Genomic DNA, 21,227 nt, shown 5'->3' with positions numbered 1-21,227 from the left:
GAGCGGATCCGGGGGAGCGCGGTGAAGTTGTGCCGCGGCGGCGGGCAGGACGTCGCCCACTCCAGTGAACGGCCGTAGCCCCAGGGGTCGTCGACGCCCACCCGCTCTCCGTACCGGGCGGTCCGCCACACGTTGTAGAGGAACGGCAGCGTCGACAGGCCCAGCAGGAAGGAGCCGATGGTCGAGACCGTGTTCAGCGCGGTGAAACCGTCCGCGGCCAGGTAGTCGGCGTAGCGGCGGGGCATGCCCTCGGCGCCGAGCCAGTGCTGCACCAGGAAGGTGGTGTGGAAGCCGACGAACAGCGTCCAGAAGTGGACCTTCCCCAGCCGCTCGTCGAGCATCCTCCCGGTGAACTTCGGCCACCAGAAGTACAGCCCGCCGAAGATCGCGAAGACGACCGTGCCGAACACGACGTAGTGGAAGTGCGCGACCACGAAGTAGGAGTCGGTCACCTCGAAGTCCAGCGGCGGTGACGCCAGGATCACCCCGGTCAGCCCGCCGAACAGGAACGTCACCAGGAAGCCGGTGGCCCACAGCATCGGCGTCTCGAAGGACAGCGAGCCCCGCAGCATCGTGCCGCTCCAGTTGAAGAACTTCACCCCCGTGGGCACCGCGATCAGGAAGGACATGAAGGAGAAGAACGGCAGCAGCACCGCGCCGGTGGCGAACATGTGGTGCGCCCACACCACCACCGACAGGCCGGTGATCGAGATCGTCGCGCCGACCAGGGTGAGGTAGCCGAAGATCGGCTTGCGGCTGAAGACCGGGATGATCTCGGTGATCACGCCGAAGAAGGGCAGGGCGATGATGTAGACCTCGGGATGTCCGAAGAACCAGAACAGGTGCTGCCACAGCAGTGCTCCGCCGTTCGCCGCGTCGAACACCTGCGAGCCGAACCGCCGGTCCGCCTCCAGCACCAGCAGTGCCGCCGCGAGCACCGGGAAGGCCATCAGGATCAGCACCGAGGTGAGCAGCGTGTTCCAGGTGAAGATCGACATCCGGAACATCGTCATGCCGGGTGCGCGCATCCCGATGATGGTGGTGGTGAAGTTGACCGCGCCGAGGATGGTGCCGAACCCGGACAGCGCCAACCCCATGATCCACATGTCGGGTCCCACGCCGGGCGAGTGGTCCAGGCCGTTCAGCGGTGCGTAGGCGAACCAGCCGAAGGCGGCCGGCCCGTCCGTCACCACCACGGAGCCGAGCACGATCAGGCCGCCGAACAGGTAGAACCAGTACGACAGCATGTTCAGCCGCGGGAAGGCGACGTCGGGGGAGCCGATCTGGAGCGGCATCAGCTCGTTGGCGAAGCCCGCGAAGCCGGGCGTCGCGAACAGCAGCAGCATGATCGTGCCGTGCAGGGTGAAGAGCTGGTTGTACTGCTCGTTGCTCATGATCTGGAGGCCCGGCCGGGCCAGCTCGGCCCGCATCAGCAGCGCCATGGCGCCGGCGACGAGGAAGAAGACGAACGAGGTGATCAGGTAGAGGTGGCCGATCTTCTTGTGGTCGGTGGTGGTCAGCCAGTCCACGACCACTCGGCCGGGCCGCCGGGGACGGGTGTCCCGTGCTGCGGCTGCTGCGGTGTCGGTCACCATGGTCCGCTCGCCCCTTCGCCCCTTCGCCCCTCGCCTCCCGCGACCGCTCCGGCCCTGTGTGCCGCCCGGCGGCCCGGGAACGCGGCCGCGGCGTCCGTGCCCCCGCCCGCTGGGGCGGGAGGCGTACGGCGGGAATGTGAGGGAGCCGTGTCATTCCTGTGCGCCGGCTGCCCCGTGAGCCGTGTGGCCGGAAAGGAAATACCCGCCGGGGGCGGCTCTGCGGCAACTCTCCGCCGGTGCCGGCGGCCGACGTCCACCGACACGCGGGAATTGCTTTCGAATACCTGCGGAAGGCGTACGGATTCACTCGGAGTCGTGACGGAGAATGACCGAAACGCAGGGCGGGATTCTGTGACAGAAGTGTGACCGGAGTGATCCATCACACGGGTTGCGCTTCCCCGTTCGGCCCGCACCGCCTAGCGTGGCGCTATGGCACCCATTCCTCCCGGTCAGGCGGAACCGCAGGACAGCCCGGACGGCTATCTCGGCCTCGAGGCGGAGCAGGCCGAGCGGCTGGCCCGGCAGCGTGGTTGGTCGACGGTGCGCGCGCTGCCGCCGGGCGCGGTCATCACCCTGGAGTACCGCGTGGGGCGGCTGAACTTCGAGGTGAAGGACGGTCGCGTGGTGCGGGCGTGGAAGGGCTGAACGGACCGAACGGCTGAACGGACCGAACGGGCTGAGCGTCCCGCGGCGGGCGCCGCGCCGCCGCTGACGGTCGTGCGGTTCCCCGCGCCCGGTTCCCCGCGCCCCCGGGAACACGGCAGCCACCCTCCCACCCACCCGCAGCGGCCGGGCCCTCGTCGGCGTTCCCGGGCGGCCGGTTGACGGAGCAGGCCCCGGTCCGCCGGCCCCTGGACGACGGGGCCCGGCGGACCGGGGCCTTGCGGTGCGCGGCCGGTGCGCGGCCGGTGTGCGTACGGGACCGGCGCCGCCCGGGCCGGGCGTCAGCCGTTCGCCAGCGGGCGGGCCGCCGGGCTGGAGCCACGCGGGCGGTCCGGGTGGTGCGGGCGGCGGCTGCCCGCCGAGGTGATCGGGGCCCGCTCCGAACGGGCCGCGTGCGAGCCTGGAGCCAGGTGCGCGGAGGCCCGGACCGGGCGGGCCGCGGCGGCCGCCTCCCTGGCGGCCGTGGCCTCGTCCCGCGCGGACGACGACAGGCGCGGCGTGAACGGCACCGCGGCGGCCGGTGCGGGAGCCGGCGCCGGCGAACCGGCCGCGGTACCGAACCGGGTGCGACGGCGTGCACGCAGGTCCAGGATCCAGGCCTCGGCGCGGGCGATCAGCGGTTCGAACCAGGGCAGCGCCAGCAGGATCAGCAGGCCCGCGGCCCAGCCGAGGAGCACGTCGCTCAGCCAGTGCGTACCGAGGTAGACGGTGGCCATCCCGACGCCCAGCGCGGTCACCGCGGACAGGGCCGACAGCCAGCGGCGCGCTCTCGGCGTGGAGGCCAGGTAGGCCAGTATTCCCCAGGTCACCACGGCGTTGGCGGTGTGGCCGCTGGGAAATATATCGCCGCCGAGGCCCATCTCGTTCGAACCGATGAGGGTGGCGTAGTGCGGTCCCAGCCGCCCCATCCCGATCTTCGCCGCGCCGACGGTGACGTTCAGCAGCAGCAGCGAGGTGCCCAGCGTCAGCAGCGGGCGAAGGGTGTGCTGGCGCCAGGAGCGCCAGCCCAGCCACGCCGCCACCATCACCGCGGTGGGGCCGCGCTGGCCGAGCACCACGTAGTAGTCGACGAAGGCATGGATCCTCGGCCACTGCTGGTACGGCCGGAAGAACATGACCTGCCAGTCCAGGCGGACGAGCCAGGAGGTCGTCACCACGAGCCACACGATCGCCAGGTAGAAGCCCAGGGTGGCGCCGAACAGCGCCGCCCTGTGCCGCGTCATGCGCGGTACGTCGATGTGGGACGGCCGCTCGGGTTCGCGGTCCAGGCGGGCGAAGACCCGGTCCCAGCGAGTCGCCTTTGGTTCAGTACGCACCCAATCGACGTTACAGCGAGTGAGCTGTGCCCCGCTGCGTAGGGAGGTCTTCGTGATGACCACGTAATGTGGACCGGCCACGGATTCGGTGGTATTTCCCGGCATGGCCTGCGGGTTCGATGTGCCGGTATTCGAGAAAGTCGACGCTTTCCCGTGTCGGGCCGTTCCGGCTTTCAAAATATGTTCATCCGGGGCTCGCGTGGAATTACCGGCGGGGCAACGCTCCGTGTCGGCCGGGTGTCCGCACCGGGTCCGCCAGGGGACGGCTGGGTGTCGCCCGTGTGGCGGGTGTCACAGGAGTGGGCATGTGGCGCAGAAGACAGCGCCCGCCCCCTCCCGGTCGGACTCGCGTACGCTGGCCGCTCACCCGTATACGTGCCCGCCTCCCGGAGGCCGGGCCGCGGCCACGGGGGGATCAGCTGGGAGGTACGTACATGTCCGGGACGACCACGGCCGCCGCGCTGCGCCGTCGGGCGGCCGGGGCCGGTGCCAACCGCTGGGTCGTCCTCGTGGTGCTGTGCGTGAGCCTGCTGCTGGTCGCCGTCGACGCGACCGTGCTGCACGTGGCGGTGCCCGCCGTCACCGAGGACCTCCGGCCCGGCGCGATGGAGCTGCTCTGGATCGTCGACACCTATCCGCTCGTCTGCGCCTCGCTGCTGATCCTCTTCGGCACGCTCGGCGACAAGGTCGGCCGCAGGCGGATCCTGCTGTTCGGGTACACCCTGTTCGGCCTCGCCTCCGCGCTGGCGGCCTTCGCGCCGAACGCCCAGGTGCTGATCGGCGCCCGGGCCCTGCTGGGCGTGGGCGGCGCGATGATCATGCCCGCGACGCTCTCGATCCTGCGGCAGGTCTTCCCCGACCGGCGCGAACGGGCGCTCGCCATCGGCATGTGGAGTGCGGTGGCCGCGGTGGGCGCCGCGGTGGGGCCGCTGCTCGGCGGGTTCCTCCTGGAGCACTTCTGGTGGGGTTCGGTCTTCCTCGTCAACATCCCGCTGATGCTGGTGAGCCTGCCGGTGGGGCGGCTGCTGCTGCCCGAGTCGACGGGTGAGGGGGACGGGCCCTGGGACGTGGTCGGCGCGCTGATGGCCGCCGCCGGGCTGTTCGGCGTGGTGCTGGCCGTCAAGCGCCTCGGCGGCGGCGAGCCGCCGCTCGGCGCGCTGACCGTGGTGCCGCTGCTCGCGGGCGCCGCACTGCTGGTGCTGTTCGTCCGCCGGCAGCGGGGCCGTCCCCACCCCCTGGTCGATCTGCGGATGTTCCGGCGCCCGGTGTTCAGTACATCCGTCGGCTGCATAGTCCTGGCGATGCTGGCACTGGTCGGCCTGGAGCTGATCGCGGCGCAGTACCTGCAGCTCGTGCTGGGCCTGTCCCCGCTGCAGACCGGGCTGCGGCTGCTTCCGCTGACCTTCGCGGCGATGGCGGCGGGCCTGGCCGGGGCGCAGCTGCTGCGGCGGCTCGGCCCGCGCCGCATGGTGTGCCTCGGCTTCTGCCTGACCGCGGCGGCCGTGGTCGCGCTGACCGGGATGGGCGGCGGCGACAACAGCGGACTGCTGGTGTTCGGGTTCCTGCTGCTCGGCTTCGGACTGGAGACGACCCTGTTCGGGGCGTACGAGTCGATGCTCAGTGAGGCGCCGCCGGAGCAGGCGGGCGGGGCCGCGGCGATCGGCGAGACCTCGTACCAGCTCGGCGCGGGGATCGGTATCGCCCTGCTGGGCAGCGTGATGAACGCGGCGTACGCGCCCGGGCTGGCGTCCGTGCCCGGGGTGCCGGACAGGGCGTCGTCCTCCGCCGCGCACTCGCTGGGGGAGGCCTACGAGGTGGCCGACGGGCTGGGCGGCGGTGCGGGCGGTGCGCTGCGCCGGGCCGCCCGCGAGTCCTTCGTGCACGGGCTGCACGTCACCCTGCTGGTGAGCGCCGGGCTGCTGCTGGTCGGGGCGGCGATGGCGCTGCGGCTGCCGCGGACCATGGTCTGCGAGGAGACCCCCGTCGGGGTGCCGGCCCCCCGCGAGGCCGAGCGGTCCCGCGTCTCGGCGTGACCCCTGCCGGGCCGGTCGGTCCGGGCGTTCCGGGTAATCCGGGTGTTCCGGGTACTCCGGATGTTCTGGGGCGGGTCCTTCCAGCATCCGCCTTCCGGTGGGGTCGCATCCGGCGGATCCGGCCCCGTGCGGCAGCCCGCAGAGCCGGACGGGTGGAATGCCGGGGCGGGCGGAGTGTCGGCCGAGGCGGGCGGAGGGTCGGCCGAGCGGGGGGCCGGGCGGTCCCGGGTGGCCCGGGGCGCGCGGTGCGCAGGTCACCGCCTTCCGCACTGGACGTGGGGGAGGCTACGTCGTAGCGTCTGCCCGGAGTGCCGTGACTAGCGCTGCTAGTTTTCAGTTCCCCGGAGGGTGTTCCATGTCCGCGTCCTCGAACCCGTCGTCGAAGTTGCCGCCTTTCGACCCCGCCGATCCCCTCGGGATCGACGACCTGCTGGAACCCGAGGACCGGGCCGTCCGGGAGACCGTGCGCGACTGGGCGGCGGACCGCGTCCTGCCGTACGTCGCCGACTGGTACGAGCGGGGCGAACTGCCCGGTATCCGCGAGCTGGCCAGGGAACTGGGCGGGATCGGGGCGCTCGGGATGTCGCTGGACGGGTACGGCTGCGCAGGGGCGTCGGCCGTGCAGTACGGGCTGGCCTGCCTCGAGCTGGAGGCCGCCGACTCCGGTATCCGCTCGCTCGTCTCCGTGCAGGGCTCGCTCGCCATGTACGCCATCCACCGGTTCGGCAGCGAGGAGCAGAAGCAGCGGTGGCTGCCGCGGATGGCGGCCGGTGAGGTCATCGGCTGCTTCGGGCTGACCGAGCCGGACCAGGGTTCCGACCCCGCCTCCCTGCGCACCCGCGCCAGGCGCGACGGCTCCGACTGGATCCTCGACGGGCGCAAGATGTGGATCACCAACGGCTCGGTGGCCGGCGTCGCCGTCGTCTGGGCGCAGACCGACGACGGGCTCCGCGGCTTCGTCGTCCCGACCGACGCCCCCGGCTTCTCCGCACCGGAGATCAAGCACAAGTGGTCCCTGCGCGCCTCGGTGACCAGCGAGCTGGTCCTCGACGGGGTGCGGTTGCCCGCCGACGCCGTCCTGCCCGGGGCGACCGGCCTGCGCGGGCCGCTGAGCTGCCTGTCGCACGCGCGGTACGGGATCGTCTGGGGCGCGATGGGGGCGGCGCGGTCGTGCTTCGAGACCGCGGTGGACTACGCCCGCACCCGCGAGCAGTTCGGGCGGCCCATCGGGGGCTTCCAGCTCACCCAGGCCAAGCTCGCCGACATGGCGGTCGAACTGCACAAGGGCATCCTGCTCGCCCACCACCTCGGCCGGCGGATGGACGCCGGCCGCCTGCGTCCCGAGCAGGTCAGCTTCGGCAAGCTCAACAACGTGCGCGAGGCGATCGAGATCTGCCGCACGTCCAGGACCGTCCTCGGCGCCAACGGGATCTCGCTCGAGTACCCCGTGATGCGGCACGCGACGAACCTCGAGTCGGTGCTCACCTACGAGGGCACCGTCGAGATGCACCAGCTCGTGCTGGGCAAGGCGCTCACCGGACTCGACGCCTTCCGCTAGGCCGCGGGCGCCCCGAGGGGGCGGGGCCGGTGAGCGGCCCTGCCTCAGCTCTGGTTGTAGAAGCCGTCCGTACGGTGGGCGGCCGGATCCCCGCTGACGATCTCCGTGTTGGCGGGGGTCAGCAGGAACACGCGGGTGGACACCCGCTCGATGGAGCCGCGCAGGCCGAAGATGAGCCCCGCGGCGAAGTCGACGACGCGCTTGGCGTCGCCCGGCTCCATCGCCGTGAGGTTCATGATGACGGGGACGCCGTCGCGGAACAGCTCGCCGATCGCGCGGGCATCCCGGAAGCTGTCCGGGGTGACCGTGCCGATCCGGCGTCCCTTCTCCTCGGCCGTGTCCGCGGCGACCTTGACCCGGGGGTCGGTGACCCAGGCGTCCCCGGAGTCGGTCCCCTCGGAATAGTCGTCGTCGTAGTAGCGCTCGTCATCGTTGTCGTCGACGAGGCCAAGCCAGGCACTCGCCTTGCGCACCGATCCCATGGACGCCTCCTCTCACAGCGGTCTTTCTTGCTCTCCGCATCACTATGGTCATCCATGATGCGGATGGCGCGCCAAGTGGATAGACGCCGCGCGGGGGGTTTGTGACGGTACTGGTGCACAGCCGATCCGTCGAGAGCCCAGGTTTCCCAAGGGTCGTCAAGGTTCTTTGTGCGCCCGGCTGCTGACTGTGAGTGAAATATGATTCTTCACGGCGTACGGGTGACGGGCGTGGCGTGCGGGTGAACGGAGAGTCAGCCCGGCAGCGCGACAACCGGCCGATACGATCGGCGTCTCGCGGTGGCGAACCGCGGGGAACCACGGGGGCAGTCGTGTTCGGAATAGTCAGGCCCTGCCGCCATCGGCTCGACGAGCCGCTCGCGGCGCAGTGGACGGCGCACCTGTGCGGTCTGTGCCTGACGCTGCGCGGTGACCACGGGCAGTTCGCACGGGTCGTCACCAACTACGACGCCCTGCTCGTCTCGGTGCTGACGGACGCTCAGTCCGCCCCCGACGGCGTCCGGCGGCGCACCGCCGGGCCCTGCCCGCTGCGCGGCATGCGGACCGCCGCCGTCGCGCGGGGGGACGGCGCCCGGCTCGCGGCGGCCGTGTCGCTGGTGCTCGCCTCGGCCAAGGTGCGCGACCACATCGGTGACGGGGACGGGCTGCTGGCGCGCCGGCCGGTCGCGCTCGCCGCCCGGCGGGTGGCCGCGAACTGGGGGCGGGCCGGGGAACGCGGCGCAGCGGCAGTCGGCTTCGACGCCGCCGTCCTCGTCGACGCGGTGGACCGGCAGGCCGGCCTGGAATCGCAGGCGGGCCCGGGCTCCTCGATCCTGGCCGTCACCGAGCCCACCGAGACCGCCACGGCCGCCGCCTTCGCGCACACCGCGGTCCTCGCCGGCCGTCCGGCCAACGCCGCGCCGCTGGCGCAGGCCGGCCGCCTCTTCGGCCGGCTCGCGCATCTGCTGGACGCGGTGGAGGACCGCGAGGCCGACGCCGCGTCAGGCGCCTGGAACCCGCTGACCGCCACCGGAACCCCGCTCGCCGAGGCCCGCCGGCTCGCCGACGACGCGGTGCACGGCATCCGGCCGGCGCTGCGGGAGGTCGACTGGGCGACCGGGGCGTCGCCCGAGCGCCGCGGCGCCGACGGCCGGCTGGTGCACCGGCTGCTCGCACACGAGGTGCGTCGCTCGGTGGACCGCGCCTTCGGTACCGACGCCTGCGGACATCCGCGCCCGGCCGCCGCCTTCGGGCCGCCCGAGGGTCCACGCGCCCCCGGCCGGCCGTACGACCCGCCTGAGCGGCAGCACCCCCGGAACGCCTTCGGCGCCCGGCAGCCGCATCCCGCCGGGCGGGGCTTCTGGGCCGGATGCGCGGCCGCGGCCGGGCTCTGCTGCACCTGCAGGCTCTGCTGCGCCGACGAGTACGAGGGCCCGTGGTCGCGCCGCAGACGCGAGGGCTGGTGCAGCGGCTGCGGGGACTGCGACTGCTCGTGCTGCGAGGCATGCGAGTGCTGCGAGTGCTGCGAGTGCTGCGACTGCGGGTGCTGCGACTGCGGGTGCGACTGCTGACCGTCGCGTGCCGCGCCCCCGGAGCACCCGCGGCGGTCCTGTCGCCGTCCGCCGGCGGTGTCGGCCGGCCGCCCCACGGCGCCTGACGGCCGGCCGGTCGAAAACCGGTGGAACGATGCCGCGGTGCGCCGCTAACGTGCCGTCGATCCCGGTCGTCCAGCCGAAGGACCCGCCGTTGTACACCCTGTGAGACCTCCCGAGCGCTGAACCGTCGCGCGTCGCCTCCGTGCGCCGCGCTGCTTCCTGCTGCGGACTTCTCACTGAAACCGGTGTACTCCCGTGCTCAACACCTGGGCCGTCGTGCCCACCTGCCTGCCCGTCGTCCTCCGCCGCTGCCGCGCCTGCGCGTCCCGACGCCTGCGGACGGACGGCAAGTTCCGCGTCAACGCACACCACAAGCTGATCGACGCCTGGCTGCTCGCGCTCTGCACCGCCTGCGGGGAGACCGGGAGGCTCACGGTCCTGGAGCGGGCCCACGTCCGATCCGTGCGACCGGAACTGCTGGATCGGATGCACGGCAACGATCCCGGTCTGGCGGCCGAGCTGCTCCAGGACCCGGCCCTGCGGCGCCGCAACCGCCTCGCCCTCGACTGGGACGGCGCCTGGCGGCTCGACACCGGCGGTTCGGACCGCCTCGACCGCGAAGTGAGCGACGCCCTCGACGTCTCGGTCCGCTTCGCGGCGCGGATACCCGTCCGCCCGGTGCGGCTGATCGCCGAAGGCTGCGGTCTTCCGCGGGCCGAGGTCGAGCGGCTGCTCGCGGAGGGCAGGCTCGTCTCTGCGGCCCGGCTGAGCGGCAGGCTCTCCGGGGACTTCACCTTCACGCTCAAGCGCTGACCCCGGCTCCCCTCGGCGCCGGCGTCCGCGCTGGCGCCGAGGCCCGGCCGTCCGGCCGACGCGGCGACGGATCCGACCGCCGTCGGCGCGGCGGTCCCGGGCCGCATGGTGCCCCTTCGTCAGGTGCGAGGTGCGAGGTGCCTGATGCGGAGACCGAGTCCCCGTCAGGTCGTCTGTGACCAAGTGAAGTTGAACGCTGCACGGCCGAAAGCTCCCTTGCGGCGGCCGCTCGTTCGGCCGAATACTCCCCCTCAGCGCTTGCCAGGGGTACTTCCGGTCCGGAATCCGGACAGGAAGTGCGTTCGGCTGCGCCTCACGGGCCCCGACCCCACGCGGGCCCCCGACTTCCCATGTGGAGGGAACGAAAAGTGAGGATCAAGCGCACCACCCCCCGCAACGGCGTGTCGAGACGGAGCCGGCTGATCGCCGTCGCCACCGGACTCGTCGCCGCCGCCGCGTTCGCGGTCCCCAGCGCGAACGCCGCCGACACATCCGCCGCGTTCAGTGCCGCACAGCTCAGCCGGGCCGGCGACGCGGTGCTCAAGGCGGACGTCCCGGGCACCGCCTGGGCCGTCGACAGCAGTACCCACCGGGTCGTCGTCACCGTCGACAGCACGGTGTCCAAGGCCGAGATAGCCAAGATCAAGCGGCAGGCGGGTGCCGGTGCCGGCGCCCTGACCATCAAGCACACACCGGGCACGTTCCGGAAGCTGATCTCCGGCGGGGACGCCATCTACACGAGCAGCTGGCGCTGCTCGCTGGGCTTCAACGTGCAGGACAGCAGCGGGAACTACTACTTCCTCACCGCCGGTCACTGCACCGACGGCGCGGGCTACTGGTACACCTCGTCCGGCACCACGATCGGCTACACGGCCGGCTCCCAGTTCCCCGGCAACGACTACGGCATCGTCCGCTACACCAACGGCTCGGTCAGCCACCCGGGCAAGGTCGGCAACCAGGACATCACCAGGGCGGCGACGCCGAGCGTCGGGCAGTACGTCCTGCGGCGCGGCTCGACCACGGGCACCCACGGCGGCTATGTGACCGGCCTGAACGCCACCGTCAACTACGGCAACGGCGACATCGTCCGGGGTCTGATCCAGACCAACGTGTGCGCCGAGCCCGGCGACTCCGGCGGCTCGCTCTACTACGGCAGCACCGCCTACGGGCTGACCTCCGGCGGCAGCGGCAACTGCAGCTCCGGCGGCACGACCTTCTTCCAGCCGGTCACCGAGGCACTGAACGCCTACGGGGTGCACGTGTACTGACGGCTGCCCCCGACCGGCTCCCGCACGGCCCGGCCCCCGGCCGGCAGCACGGAGTCCCCGCACGGCGCGGTCCGCCGTGCGGGGATGGGGGCCGCGGTGGCGGTCGCGGGGCACCCGACGGCCCTGCGCCGTGCCTGACGAGTGATCTCTGCGAAGCTTCGGTGTCCAAAGCCGAAGGAGGGGTCGTGGGTATTGAGCTGGAACTGCACGCGGGGCGACCCTCGCGAAAGGGGCCGTCCCGGGACACCCTGCTGCGGGGCTCTTACGAGCACGGTGAAGCGCTGGCCAGGATGCTGGGCACCCTCGACCGGCACGGCTCGGGCAAGCTCGGCTGGGTGGATCCGTACGGTGACACGTTGTTCAACGAACAGGAAGCTCAAGTCGCCCGTCAGGAGGTCGTCGCCTTGGTGCAAGGGTGTACTGACGACCAGCAGAAGGCGGCTGTGCTTGACCTTGCCGAGCTCCTTGAAACGTGTGCGGCGACGCCGGGCAGCTACTTGTGGTTCATGGGGGATTAGCCGTACCTGATCATCGCCCTTTTGGGTTGGCCGGGGTTGGGTGACGGATGTGGCGTGAGAGCCTGTAGGACCCTCCGGTCCCGCGAACCGTGACCATGTGCCAGACACGCTAGGGTGCCTGGGCCGGCAGGGGGTTCGTCCGGGTCGGTCGGGGTCCGTCCTCGCGCCGTCTGCGCAGTTGTGCCGCGAGCAGTGCGACCGCGGTCCCGCCCGCCGCCCACGCGGACAGCACCAGCAGGGGGCCGGTCAGGGCGTTGCCCTCGAAGTACGCGATCGAACGGGCCGACCAGGTTCCCGCACCCGGGGGCAGCGCCGGGCCGATCGCCCGCCAGAACGGCGGCAGCATCGGCAGCGGGAAGGCGCCGCCCGCGCTCGGGTTGCCCGCGATCACCACGAGCAGGATCGCCAGGCCGATGCCGACGATGCCGAAGACGCCCTGGAGGGCGAGGGTGGCGGCGCCGACGGCGAAGGTGACCAGCGCGCCCAGTCCCCACAGCGCGGCCACGCTGCCGGGCAGCGCGCCCAGGATCGGGCCGACGATGACCGCTCCGCCGAGACCGCCGGCGACCGCCACCAGGGCCATGGCGCCCAGCCTGATCAGTGCGCGGCGCGGGTTGGAGGGTCGGGCGCCGGTGCTGATCGCGAGGATGGAGGCGCACAGGTAGCCGCCCACGCACCAGCCCACGACCAGGTAGAACGACGACAGCCCGTCGAAGTCCTGGGCGGAGGCAGGGGCCACGTCGAGCGTGCGCACCGTACGCTGCTGGGTCTTCTCCAGGCCGGTGACCAGTCGCTCCAGTGTGGTGGCGAGGACGGTGCCGCCTCCGGAGGCGACCAGCAGGGTGTCGCCGGCGGCGGGGCGGATGATCAGCGCCCCGTCGATCTCCCGGTCCGTGATCTGCTCGCGGGCCGTCGCCTCGTCGGCCACCGGGCGCGGGTCCAGTGGCGAGCCGGGCAGCCGCTCCAGGCGGGCCACTGCCTGGTCCGCCGCGGCTCCCGGGGCGACGACCCCGAACGGCACGTCTTTCGGCGCGGGGTCGTGCAGCGCCCCGACGTAGGAGGCGATGAACAGCAGCTGGAGGGCGACCACGCCGATGACCAGGAGAGTGGCCCGCGGGGTGACGGCGTCCTTCACCTCATCGAGGAAGGTCGTCTGTGTCATGTCCCCCACGCTCCGGGGAGGCGGGAGTTTTCGCAGGTGGGGGGCGCCCGAACGGTTGTCGTACAGATGTTCGGAATTTGGTCTATGGTGGGGGTGAGAAGGTTGGAACGGATGTTCGATAGTGGGAGGTGTGGATGCCCGGCTTCACGCATCTGCACACCGCCTCCGGGTTCTCCCTGCGCTACGGTGCCTCGCATCCCGAGCGGCTGGCCGAGCGTGCCTCCGAGCGCGGCATGGACGCCCTCGCCCTCACCGACCGCGACACCCTGGCCGGTGCGGTCCGCTTCGCCAAGGCCTGTGCGGGGGCGGGGGTGCGTCCTTTGTTCGGGGCGGAGGTGGCGGTCGCACCGCCCGTGCGGGAGGGTGCTGCGGGCCCGGGGGAGCGGCGCCGCCCGGCTCCGGTGCGCGGCGGCGCCTTCGTCGACGAGTCGGCGCCCCGGGCCGCCTTTCTCGCGCGGAACGGGGCCCGCGGCTGGGCGGATCTCTGCAGAATCGTTTCGGCGGCGCATGCGGCCGACGGTGGCACCCCTCTGCTGCCCTGGTCCGGCAACCACGCGGACGGCCTGACCGTGCTGCTCGGCCCCGACTCCGACGTCGGCCGCGCCCTCGCCGCGGGCCGCCCCGACCGGGCCGCGAGGCTTCTCGCCCCCTGGCGCGAGGTGTACGGCGACGCCCTCCGGCTGGAGGCCGTCTGGCACGGCCGCACCGGCACCGGGCCCGGCTCCCTGCGGCTGGCCGCCCGGACCGTCGGCTTCGCCGCCGAGCAACGCGTCCGCCCGGTGCTCAGCAACGCCGTCCGCTACGCCGACCCGGGCCAGGGTCCGGTCGCCGACGTCCTGGACGCCGCCCGCCGCCTGGTCCCCGTCGACCCGGCGCGGGGACTGGACTCCGGTGAGGCCTGGCTGAAGGGCGCGGACGCCATGCTGCACGCCGCCGAGCGGATCGTGGAGGCGGCCGGCTTCCGCCGCGGCACCGCGCACCGCCTGCTGGAGCAGACCCGGGCCACGGCCGCCGAGTGCCTGGTCGACCCCGAGGACGACCTCGGCATCGGCACCGTCCACTTCCCCGAGCCGCACCTCGTCGGCGCGGGCCGGCGCACCGCGCAGCGGACGCTGGCCTCGCGGGCGGCGGCAGGGATGGTGCGGCTCGGGTACGCCGGGCGGCGCGCGTACTGGGAGCGGATGCACCACGAGCTGGACGTCATCGCGCACCACGGCTTCGCCACCTACTTCCTGACGGTCGCCCAGGTGGTGGACGACGTGCGGGAGAGGGGTATCCGGGTCGCCGCGCGCGGCTCCGGCGCCGGCTCCCTGGTCAACCACCTGCTCGGCATCGCGCACGCCGACCCCGTCGAGCACGGGCTGCTGATGGAGCGCTTCCTGTCCAAGGAGCGGGTGGTGCTGCCCGACATCGACATCGACGTGGAGTCCGCCCGCCGGCTGGAGGTCTACCGCGCGATCATCGGCAGGTTCGGCACCGAGCGGGTCGCGACGGTCGCGATGCCGGAGACGTACCGCGTCCGGCACGCGGTCCGGGACGTGGGCGCGGCCCTGTCCCTGGACCCGGCCGACATCGACCGCATCGCCAAGTCCTTCCCGCACATCCGCGCCCGCGACGCCCGCGCGGCCCTCGACGAACTGCCCGAGCTGAAGGGCCTGGCGGCGGAGCGGGAGAAGTACGGCAGGCTGTGGGAACTGGTCGAGGCGCTCGACGCCCTCCCGCGCGGTGTCGCCATGCACCCGTGCGGGGTGCTCCTGTCCGACGCCTCCCTCCTGGCCCGTACGCCGGTGATGCCGACCAGCGGCGAGGGCTTCCCCGTGGCCCAGTTCGACAAGGACGACGTCGAGGACCTCGGGCTGCTCAAGCTGGACGTGCTCGGGGTGCGGATGCAGTCGGCGATGGCGCACGCGGTCGCGGAGGTGGAGCGCGCGACGGGGGAGCGGGTCGACCTGGACGCGGTGCCACCGGGCGACCCGGCGACGTACCGGCTCATCCGGTCCGCCGAGACGCTGGGCTGCTTCCAGATCGAGTCGCCGGGCCAGCGCGACCTGGTGGGGCGGCTCCAGCCCGAGACCTTCCACGACCTGGTCGTCGACATCTCCCTGTTCCGGCCGGGCCCGGTCGCCGCCGACATGGTGCGGCCGTTCATCGAGGCGCGGCACGGGCGGGCGCCGGTCCGCCACCCGCACCCGGACCTCCGGCGGCCGCTGGAGGAGACCTACGGGGTCGTCGTCTTCCACGAGCAGGTCATCGACATCGTGGACATCATGACCGGCTGCGGGCGCGGCGAGGCCGACCGGGTCCGGCGCGGCCTGTCCGACCCGGAGTCCCAGGGGCGCATCCGGGTCTGGTTCGCGCAGCGGGCGGCGGCGAACGGCTACGACGCCGAGACCGTCGGCCGGACCTGGGAGATCGTCGAGGCCTTCGGCTCGTACGGCTTCTGCAAGGCGCACGCGGTCGCCTTCGCGGTACCCACGTACCAGTCGGCGTGGCTGAAGGCGCACCACCCGGCCGCCTTCTACGCGGGACTGCTCACCCACGACCCCGGGATGTACCCGAAGCGGCTGCTGCTCGCGGACGCGCGCCGACGCGGGGTGCCGATCCTCCCGCTGGACGTGAACAGGTCGGGCCCCGCCCACCAGATCGAACTGGTGTCTGAATCGCCGGAGGTGTGGGGACTGCGGCTGGCCCTCTCCGACGTGCACCGCATCAGCGAGGCCGAGGCCGCACGGATCGCGGCCGGCCGGCCGTACGCCTCGCTGCTGGACTTCTGGGAGCGGGCCCGGCCGAGCAGACCGCTGGCCCAGCGGCTGGCCCAGGTGGGCGCGCTGGACGCGTTCGGTGCCAACCGGCGCGATCTGCAACTGCACCTGACCGAACTGCACCGGGGTGCCCGGAGCGGCGGCGGAGGCCAGCTCCCGCTGGCGGGCGGGCGCGGGACCGCCCCGGCCGGCCTGCCCGACCTGTCCGAGACCGAGCGGCTCAGCGCCGAGCTGGGCGTGCTGTCCATGGACGCCTCACGCAACCTGATGGACGACCACCGGGACTTCCTCGCCGAGCTGGGCGTGGTGCCGGCGCGCCGGCTGCGCGAGGCCCGGCACGGCGAGACCGTGCTGGTCGCGGGCGCGAAGGCGGCCACCCAGACCCCGCCGATCCGCTCCGGCAAGCGGGTCGTCTTCACCACGCTGGACGACGGCACCGGCCTGGTCGACCTCGCCTTCTTCGACGACTCCCACGACGCCTGCGCGCACACCGTCTTCCACTCCTGGCTGCTGCTGGTGCGCGGAGTGGTGCAGCGCCGCGGACCGCGCAGCCTCAGCGTGGTGGGCTCCGCCGTCTGGGACCTCGCCGAGCTCGTCGAACTGCGCGCCGAGGGCGGGCTGGAGGAGGTGGCGGCGCGCCTGGCGGAGCCGCCCCCCGGGGACGGCTCCGCCCCGGCGGACGACGGTGCCCCCTCGCCCGACCGCCCCGCCGGTGCGGACGGGCGCCCGGTGCCCGCCGGCTCCGCGGCCCGCGATCCGGCGGAGGACCGGAGGATCCGGATGCCGACGGGGTACGAGATGCACCCCTGGGCGGATCTGCGCCCCGCGGGGGAGGGCCCGGCGGTGGGGCGGAAGCTGTGGCACCAGAGCCCGGGGAGTGCGGGATGACCGTCCTTTGCATACGTTTCCGCATGCCGCCCGCGGGCGAGTCGGCCCTGCCGGAACTGCTCGGCCTGCTGCAGGAGTTCACCCCTGTCGTCGAGGCGCTGCCGCCGGACGGCGCACTGGCCGACCTGCGCGGCGCCGAACGCTACTTCGGGCGCGGCGCGGTGGAACTGGCGTCGGTGATCCGGGTCCGCTCCCTCGCCCTGCACGGTGCCGACTGCGTGATCGGCGCCGGGCCGGGCCCGATGCTGGCCCGGGTCGCGCTGCACGCCGCCCGGCCCGGGGTGACCTGTGAGGTGCCCGGGGACGCCGCGGCCGGGTTCCTCGCCGGGAAGCCGGTCGCCGCGCTCCCCGGCATCGGCCCGGCGACCGCCCGCACCCTGTGCGAGTACGGCCTCGACACCCTCGGCCGGGTCGCCGCCGCACCGCTGCCCACGCTCCAGCGCCTGGTCGGCGCGAAGTCCGGCCGCGAGCTGCACGAGAAGGCCAACGGCGTCGACCGCGGCCGGGTGGTCCCGAACGCCGTGTCCCGGTCCCTGGCCGCGGAACGCCTCTTCGACCGGGACGAGCTGGACCCCGAACGGCACCGCCGCGCCCTGCTCTCGGCCGCCGAGGAGATCGGCGCCCGGCTGCGCGCCGCGGAGAAGGTCTGCCGCACCCTGACCCTCACCGTCCGCTACGCCGGCCTAGGCCGCTCTCGCGCGGGATCGGGCGGAGGCGCCCCCGACTCGACCGTCCGCAGCCGCACCCTGAAGGAACCGACCGCGCACTCGGCCGCGCTGACCCGGACGGCGTACGGCATGTACGAGGCGCTCGGCCTGCAGCGCGCGCGGGTCCGGGTGCTCGCCCTGCGCGCCGAGGGGCTCGGCCCCGCGGAACAGGCCTCCTACCAGCTCACCTTCGACCCGGCGGACGAGAAGGCCCGGCGTATCGAGGAGGTCGCCGACCGCGCGCGGGCCAAGTTCGGGCCGCGGGCGGTGATGCCCGGGCGGCTGGCCGCCTGAGGCCCCGACCCCGCCCTGCGGGCGCCCGGCTCCTGCAGGGGTGGGCCGGGCCGACCGTCCCCGTGTCCGCGGGGCCGGGCGCCCGGCCCGAACGGCCTTGACCGGCTCGAACGGCTCGAACAGCTCGAACGGCTCGCCTGGCCCGATGGGGATGAAGTGCACGCGGAGGCCGGGCGGTTAGTGTGCATTGTCCTCATCTGTCCCTGAGGCCCGGAGAGGTGAGGGGCCCTCAGTGGTCGGGGTCGCCGGCGGTTAGCACTGGAAGTTTTTACTGACGCGTAACTTCACAGCGCGGCTACTCGCCCGTAACTTGACGGATGAACAGCACCCCAGTGATCCGGATCACAGGGCATCTCCCCCTCGCACCTCCCCGAGCCGCAAGGAGACCCCACGATGCTGCCCTGGAAGCGCATGTTCAGACCCCTGGCCGCACTGCTGCTGGCCACGGCCGCCCTCACCGTCCCCGCCTCCGCCGCCCACGCCTCCACGGCCCCCAGCCACGGCTGGAACGACTACTCCTGCCACCCCTCCGCAGCCCACCCCCGCCCCGTGGTCCTGGTCCACGGCACGCTCGGCAACTCCATCGACAACTGGCTCGTCCTGGCGCCCTACCTGGAGCACCGCGGGTACTGCGTCTTCTCCCTGAACTACGGCCAACTGCCGGGCGTCCCCGTCTTCTACGGCCTCGGCAGCATCGACAAGTCGGCCGAGCAGCTCTCCGCGTACGTCGACCGGGTCCTCGCCTCGACCGGTGCCGCCAAGGTCGACCTCGTCGGCCACTCGCAGGGCGGGATGATGCCCCGCTACTACCTGAAGTTCCTCGGCGGCGCCGCGAAGGTGAACTCGCTCGTCGGCATCGCGCCCAGCAACCACGGCACCACCCTCAGCGGGCTCACCCACCTGCTGCCGTACTTCCCGGGCGCCGAGTACCTGCTCAACGCCGCCACCCCCGCCCTGGCCCAGCAGATCGTCGGGTCGGACCTCATGAAGCGCCTCAACGCGGGCGGCGACACCGTGCCCGGCGTCCACTACACGGTCATCTCCAGCAAGTACGACGAGGTCGTCACGCCGTACCGCAGCCAGTTCCTCAGCGGCCCCGACGTGAAGAACATCCTGCTCCAGAACCTGTGCTCGCTCGACTTCTCGGAGCACGTGCTGATCGGGACGACGGACCGGATCGCCTTCCACGAGGTGGCCAACGCGCTCGACCCGGCACACGCCACCCGCACCACCTGCCTGTCCGCGCTCAGCTGACGCCACCGGGGCCTGACCGGCCTGAGCCGCCGGTCGGGCCCCGGACGCCGGCCCACCGGCGGGCCGCGGGTGCCCGGCTCCGCCGGCGGTGGACGATCCCCGGCGGGCGTGACGACGGCGGGCATGACCGCGCAGGGCGTGCGGAGGGCATGCCGGGGCTCCGCGCCTCGGCTGCCCGGCTGCGACCGGAACCCGTGGGGGCGATACGAAGCTAGCCCCGAAAGGCCGCGGAATCGCCTGCCGACGGCGGAAGGAAGAGATCCTTAAGGCGGTGTTAAGGCCCTGCTGAGGCAGGGATCGGACAAGCGGCGTGCCGCAGCCCCGGGAGGGCGGGCCGCACGTACGACGGAACGGGCGCGGGCGGAAGGGGGCGCGGCGCGGCAGACCTGCGACCGCATCCGCTGTCGCGGGCGACCGTGTCGGCGGACCGTTCCGTCAGCCGTCCGGCCACCAGGTCCTGGCGATGTCCTTGCGGACCTCCGGACGTCCGGCGGGGCGCTCGTCGGCCTCCTCGCGGACCCGGCGGGGGGCGTTCTTCTTCAGGGGCTTCTGCACGGTCTCGCGGCGCATGGCTGCCTCCTTCGGGACCCACCGGGTTCCGTGTTCTCCCGGAGGCGGATCCTTTCGGCGAGGTTCCCTCATCGGCGCCGCCCTGTCAGTGGCGGGCGTCACTCCCGGCACCCCGCACACGCTGCGGAGACGGCCCGCTACGCGGGGGCGGCGTCCGCCGGCCCGGTGGCATCCCCCGTCTGCCGTCTGCCGTCTGCCGTCTGCCGCGTGCCGCCCGCCGCGTGCCGCCCGCCGCCCGCCGGGCGTCAGCGCAGCAGCTCGGTGAAGTCGTCCTCCCGGGCAAGGGCCTCCAGGTCCCGGAAGGCGGCCAGGGCGGCGGACGCGGCCTCCGGATCGGTCCGCGCCAGTCCGCTCGCCGCGAACTCGTCCTCGTCCAGACGGCGCACGTCGCCGCCGTCGGCGGAGCGCCACAGGTCCAGGTCGAGGTCCTCCACGAGCAGCTCCGCACCGGACCGGGACGCGGGGCGGGTGATGTCGCAGTACCAGCCCTTCAGCCCGCCCTGCGCGTCGCGCACCTCCTTCACCGAGTACCACCGGTCGCGCCAGTAGTACTCGGTGAAGACGTCACCCGGTTCGAAGCGCACGAAGCCGAAGTCCCGCACGACGCCGCCCGCCCACGGCGCCCGCACCGCGATCCGCACCCCGTCGTCGGCCAGCAGCACGCCGCGGTAGCGGATCTTCGTCCGCCCCGCCTTGACGAGCACCACCTCCACGGTCTCCGCGCCGTGCCCGGCCCGCCCGGTGGTCCCGCTGCTCCCGCCGGCCCCGCCGCGTGCCGGGTCAGCCGAGTTCGCGGGCATGGCGCACCTCCGTCGCGCAGACCTCGTAACCGAGCCGCCTGTTGATCGCCAGCATCGGCGCGTTGCCCGTGTCGTTGCCGGTGAACGCCTCCGTGCACCCGGCGTCGCGGGCGCGGTGCAGGGCGGCCGTCTTGGCGAGCCCGGCCAGGCCGCGACCGCGGTACGCGCGTGCCGTACCGGTCATCGCGGTGCTGTGGCGGCCGGCGCCGTCGGTGAACGCCATGGTGAAGGCGGCCGGACGACCGTCGGCCACGGCGACCACGGTCAGATCGCGGGACAGCAGCGGATGCCGCCAGGTGCCCTCCAGCCAGGCCGCATAGTCGCTGGACTCGATGTCGACGTCGCCCGGTTCGTCCGCCAGGGTCTCCGCGTCCAGGGCGAACAGCGGGCGCGGATCGTCCTCGAAGTCGGCCGCGGTGCGCAGCTCCACACCCGCCGGCGGTGCGGGGACGGGCGGCAGCGTGCCGCGCGCCAGGTCCAGGCGGAGGAAGTGGGCGGAGCGACGGCTTTGGTACCCGTGCCGTTCCGCGAACTTCCGGTGGGAGGGCTCGTCCAGCACCCAGGAGAACAGGGTCCGCGCCCCGTGCCCGGACAGGTGTTCCTCGGCCGCACGGACCAGGGCCCCGCCCGCCCCGAGCCCCGTCCGCTCCGGGTGGACGTAGACGTTGAGCATGCCCTGACCCGGCTCGGGGCTGTCATGGGCGAGGGCGACCATCGCGGTGCCGATCACCTCGCCGTCCCGCTCCGCGACGAGTGCCCGCAGCCGTGCCTCGTCGGGGGTGCGGGACAGATGGTGGAGGACGGAGGCGGAGGTCCACAGGATGTACGGCAGGGCGAGGCGGCGGACATGGGCGAAGGCCGCGACGTCGGCCGGGTCGCCGGGGCGCAGGTCACGCACGATCGGTGTCATGGGGGCGCACGCTACGGGCCGGGTCCCGGCCGGTGCCTCCCA

17 protein-coding genes are annotated in these 21,227 nt (G+C 73.2%); 10 read left to right on the top strand and 7 right to left on the bottom strand.

Features of this window, described 5'->3' with window-relative positions; translation table 11 throughout:
* The coding region (ctaD, locus tag ACL02U_RS26730) for a cytochrome c oxidase subunit I (RefSeq protein ID WP_412793511.1) at positions 1-1,595 on the bottom strand (1,595 nt) is incomplete at its 3' end.
* Between the two features lie 429 nt (positions 1,596-2,024).
* Here ctaD and ACL02U_RS26725 point away from each other — a divergent pair.
* Positions 2,025-2,240 (top strand): I78 family peptidase inhibitor, encoded by a 216-nt coding sequence (locus ACL02U_RS26725; RefSeq protein WP_412793510.1) that lies wholly within the window; start codon positions 2,025-2,027, stop codon positions 2,238-2,240.
* Between the two features lie 299 nt (positions 2,241-2,539).
* Here ACL02U_RS26725 and ACL02U_RS26720 read toward each other — a convergent pair whose 3' ends face one another.
* The gene (locus tag ACL02U_RS26720; RefSeq protein ID WP_412793509.1) at positions 2,540-3,574 is read right to left on the bottom strand and encodes a phosphatase PAP2 family protein; all 1,035 of its coding nucleotides are present in this window, start codon (positions 3,572-3,574) and stop codon (positions 2,540-2,542) included.
* 434 nt (positions 3,575-4,008) lie between these two features.
* Between ACL02U_RS26720 and ACL02U_RS26715 the strand changes: the two genes are divergently transcribed.
* Positions 4,009-5,607 carry an MFS transporter gene (locus tag ACL02U_RS26715; protein ID WP_412793508.1) on the top strand — a complete coding sequence of 533 codons (1,599 nt, stop codon included), beginning with the start codon at positions 4,009-4,011 and terminating at the stop codon, positions 5,605-5,607.
* Between the two features lie 355 nt (positions 5,608-5,962).
* Positions 5,963-7,165, top strand: a complete 1,203-nt coding sequence (locus ACL02U_RS26710) for an acyl-CoA dehydrogenase family protein (RefSeq protein ID WP_412793507.1) — start codon at positions 5,963-5,965, stop codon at positions 7,163-7,165.
* 44 nt (positions 7,166-7,209) lie between these two features.
* Here the strand turns inward: ACL02U_RS26710 and ACL02U_RS26705 are convergent, their stop codons facing one another.
* Positions 7,210-7,647 (bottom strand): cell division protein SepF, encoded by a 438-nt coding sequence (locus ACL02U_RS26705; protein ID WP_412793506.1) that lies wholly within the window; start codon positions 7,645-7,647, stop codon positions 7,210-7,212.
* A 329-nt stretch (positions 7,648-7,976) separates the two neighbouring features.
* Between ACL02U_RS26705 and ACL02U_RS26700 the strand changes: the two genes are divergently transcribed.
* The 4 genes from ACL02U_RS26700 to ACL02U_RS26685 all read left to right on the top strand — a co-directional run bounded on the left by ACL02U_RS26700 (position 7,977) and on the right by ACL02U_RS26685 (position 11,838).
* The gene (locus tag ACL02U_RS26700; protein WP_412793505.1) at positions 7,977-9,215 is read left to right on the top strand and encodes a DUF5685 family protein; all 1,239 of its coding nucleotides are present in this window, start codon (positions 7,977-7,979) and stop codon (positions 9,213-9,215) included.
* A 279-nt stretch (positions 9,216-9,494) separates the two neighbouring features.
* Positions 9,495-10,052 carry a DUF1062 domain-containing protein gene (locus tag ACL02U_RS26695; protein WP_412793504.1) on the top strand — a complete coding sequence of 186 codons (558 nt, stop codon included), beginning with the start codon at positions 9,495-9,497 and terminating at the stop codon, positions 10,050-10,052.
* 368 nt (positions 10,053-10,420) lie between these two features.
* Entirely contained in the window at positions 10,421-11,320 is a 900-nt protein-coding gene (locus tag ACL02U_RS26690) for a S1 family peptidase (RefSeq protein WP_412793503.1), read from the top strand.
* A 185-nt stretch (positions 11,321-11,505) separates the two neighbouring features.
* Positions 11,506-11,838 (top strand): hypothetical protein, encoded by a 333-nt coding sequence (locus ACL02U_RS26685; protein ID WP_412793502.1) that lies wholly within the window; start codon positions 11,506-11,508, stop codon positions 11,836-11,838.
* Positions 11,839-11,947: 109 nt separating this feature from the next.
* On the opposite strand, the gene ACL02U_RS26680 is transcribed toward ACL02U_RS26685, so the two are convergent.
* A complete protein-coding gene (locus ACL02U_RS26680) occupies positions 11,948-13,000 on the bottom strand; it encodes a DUF3533 domain-containing protein (protein WP_412793501.1) in 1,053 nt (350 codons plus the stop codon).
* A gap of 134 nt (positions 13,001-13,134) precedes the next feature.
* Here ACL02U_RS26680 and ACL02U_RS26675 point away from each other — a divergent pair, with 134 nt between their 5' ends.
* The 3 genes from ACL02U_RS26675 to ACL02U_RS26665 all read left to right on the top strand — a co-directional run bounded on the left by ACL02U_RS26675 (position 13,135) and on the right by ACL02U_RS26665 (position 18,905).
* Positions 13,135-16,650, top strand: coding sequence for a DNA polymerase III subunit alpha (locus ACL02U_RS26675; RefSeq protein WP_412793500.1), 3,516 nt, complete (start codon positions 13,135-13,137; stop codon positions 16,648-16,650).
* Entirely contained in the window at positions 16,647-17,651 is a 1,005-nt protein-coding gene (locus ACL02U_RS26670) for a DNA polymerase Y family protein (protein WP_412793499.1), read from the top strand. Before ACL02U_RS26675 ends, ACL02U_RS26670 begins: the two co-directional genes overlap by 4 nt.
* A 393-nt stretch (positions 17,652-18,044) precedes the next feature.
* Entirely contained in the window at positions 18,045-18,905 is an 861-nt protein-coding gene (locus ACL02U_RS26665; protein ID WP_412793498.1) for an esterase/lipase family protein, read from the top strand.
* Positions 18,906-19,340: 435 nt separating this feature from the next.
* On the opposite strand, the gene ACL02U_RS26660 is transcribed toward ACL02U_RS26665, so the two are convergent.
* From ACL02U_RS26660 to ACL02U_RS26650, 3 genes are all read right to left on the bottom strand, one after another.
* Positions 19,341-19,475 carry a hypothetical protein gene (locus ACL02U_RS26660; RefSeq protein ID WP_412793497.1) on the bottom strand — a complete coding sequence of 45 codons (135 nt, stop codon included), beginning with the start codon at positions 19,473-19,475 and terminating at the stop codon, positions 19,341-19,343.
* A 245-nt stretch (positions 19,476-19,720) separates the two neighbouring features.
* Positions 19,721-20,275 (bottom strand): DUF402 domain-containing protein, encoded by a 555-nt coding sequence (locus tag ACL02U_RS26655; RefSeq protein ID WP_412793496.1) that lies wholly within the window; start codon positions 20,273-20,275, stop codon positions 19,721-19,723.
* Entirely contained in the window at positions 20,256-21,185 is a 930-nt protein-coding gene (locus ACL02U_RS26650) for a GNAT family N-acetyltransferase (protein ID WP_412793495.1), read from the bottom strand. Before ACL02U_RS26650 ends, ACL02U_RS26655 begins: the two co-directional genes overlap by 20 nt.
* Positions 21,186-21,227: the final 42 nt, after the last annotated feature.

Source organism: Streptomyces sp. MS06 (assembly GCF_047200655.1).
In the GTDB taxonomy this organism is placed as follows: Bacteria; Actinomycetota; Actinomycetes; order Streptomycetales; family Streptomycetaceae; genus Streptomyces.
This window is presented reverse-complemented; position numbering and strand designations above follow the sequence as displayed.

What these genes read in the sequence shown, in the direction of transcription:
- ACL02U_RS26665 (WP_412793498.1), top strand. Translation starts at nt 18,045, where the DNA reads ATGCTGCCCTGGAAGCGCATGTTCAGACCCCTGGCCGCACTGCTGCTG.
- ACL02U_RS26660 (WP_412793497.1), bottom strand. Translation starts at nt 19,475, where the DNA reads ATGCGCCGCGAGACCGTGCAGAAGCCCCTGAAGAAGAACGCCCCCCGC.
- ACL02U_RS26670 (WP_412793499.1), top strand. Translation starts at nt 16,647, where the DNA reads ATGACCGTCCTTTGCATACGTTTCCGCATGCCGCCCGCGGGCGAGTCG.
- ACL02U_RS26715 (WP_412793508.1), top strand. Translation starts at nt 4,009, where the DNA reads ATGTCCGGGACGACCACGGCCGCCGCGCTGCGCCGTCGGGCGGCCGGG.
- ACL02U_RS26675 (WP_412793500.1), top strand. Translation starts at nt 13,135, where the DNA reads ATGCCCGGCTTCACGCATCTGCACACCGCCTCCGGGTTCTCCCTGCGC.
- ACL02U_RS26680 (WP_412793501.1), bottom strand. Translation starts at nt 13,000, where the DNA reads ATGACACAGACGACCTTCCTCGATGAGGTGAAGGACGCCGTCACCCCG.
- ACL02U_RS26705 (WP_412793506.1), bottom strand. Translation starts at nt 7,647, where the DNA reads ATGGGATCGGTGCGCAAGGCGAGTGCCTGGCTTGGCCTCGTCGACGAC.
- ACL02U_RS26725 (WP_412793510.1), top strand. Translation starts at nt 2,025, where the DNA reads ATGGCACCCATTCCTCCCGGTCAGGCGGAACCGCAGGACAGCCCGGAC.
- ACL02U_RS26655 (WP_412793496.1), bottom strand. Translation starts at nt 20,275, where the DNA reads ATGCCCGCGAACTCGGCTGACCCGGCACGCGGCGGGGCCGGCGGGAGC.
- ACL02U_RS26710 (WP_412793507.1), top strand. Translation starts at nt 5,963, where the DNA reads ATGTCCGCGTCCTCGAACCCGTCGTCGAAGTTGCCGCCTTTCGACCCC.
- ACL02U_RS26650 (WP_412793495.1), bottom strand. Translation starts at nt 21,185, where the DNA reads ATGACACCGATCGTGCGTGACCTGCGCCCCGGCGACCCGGCCGACGTC.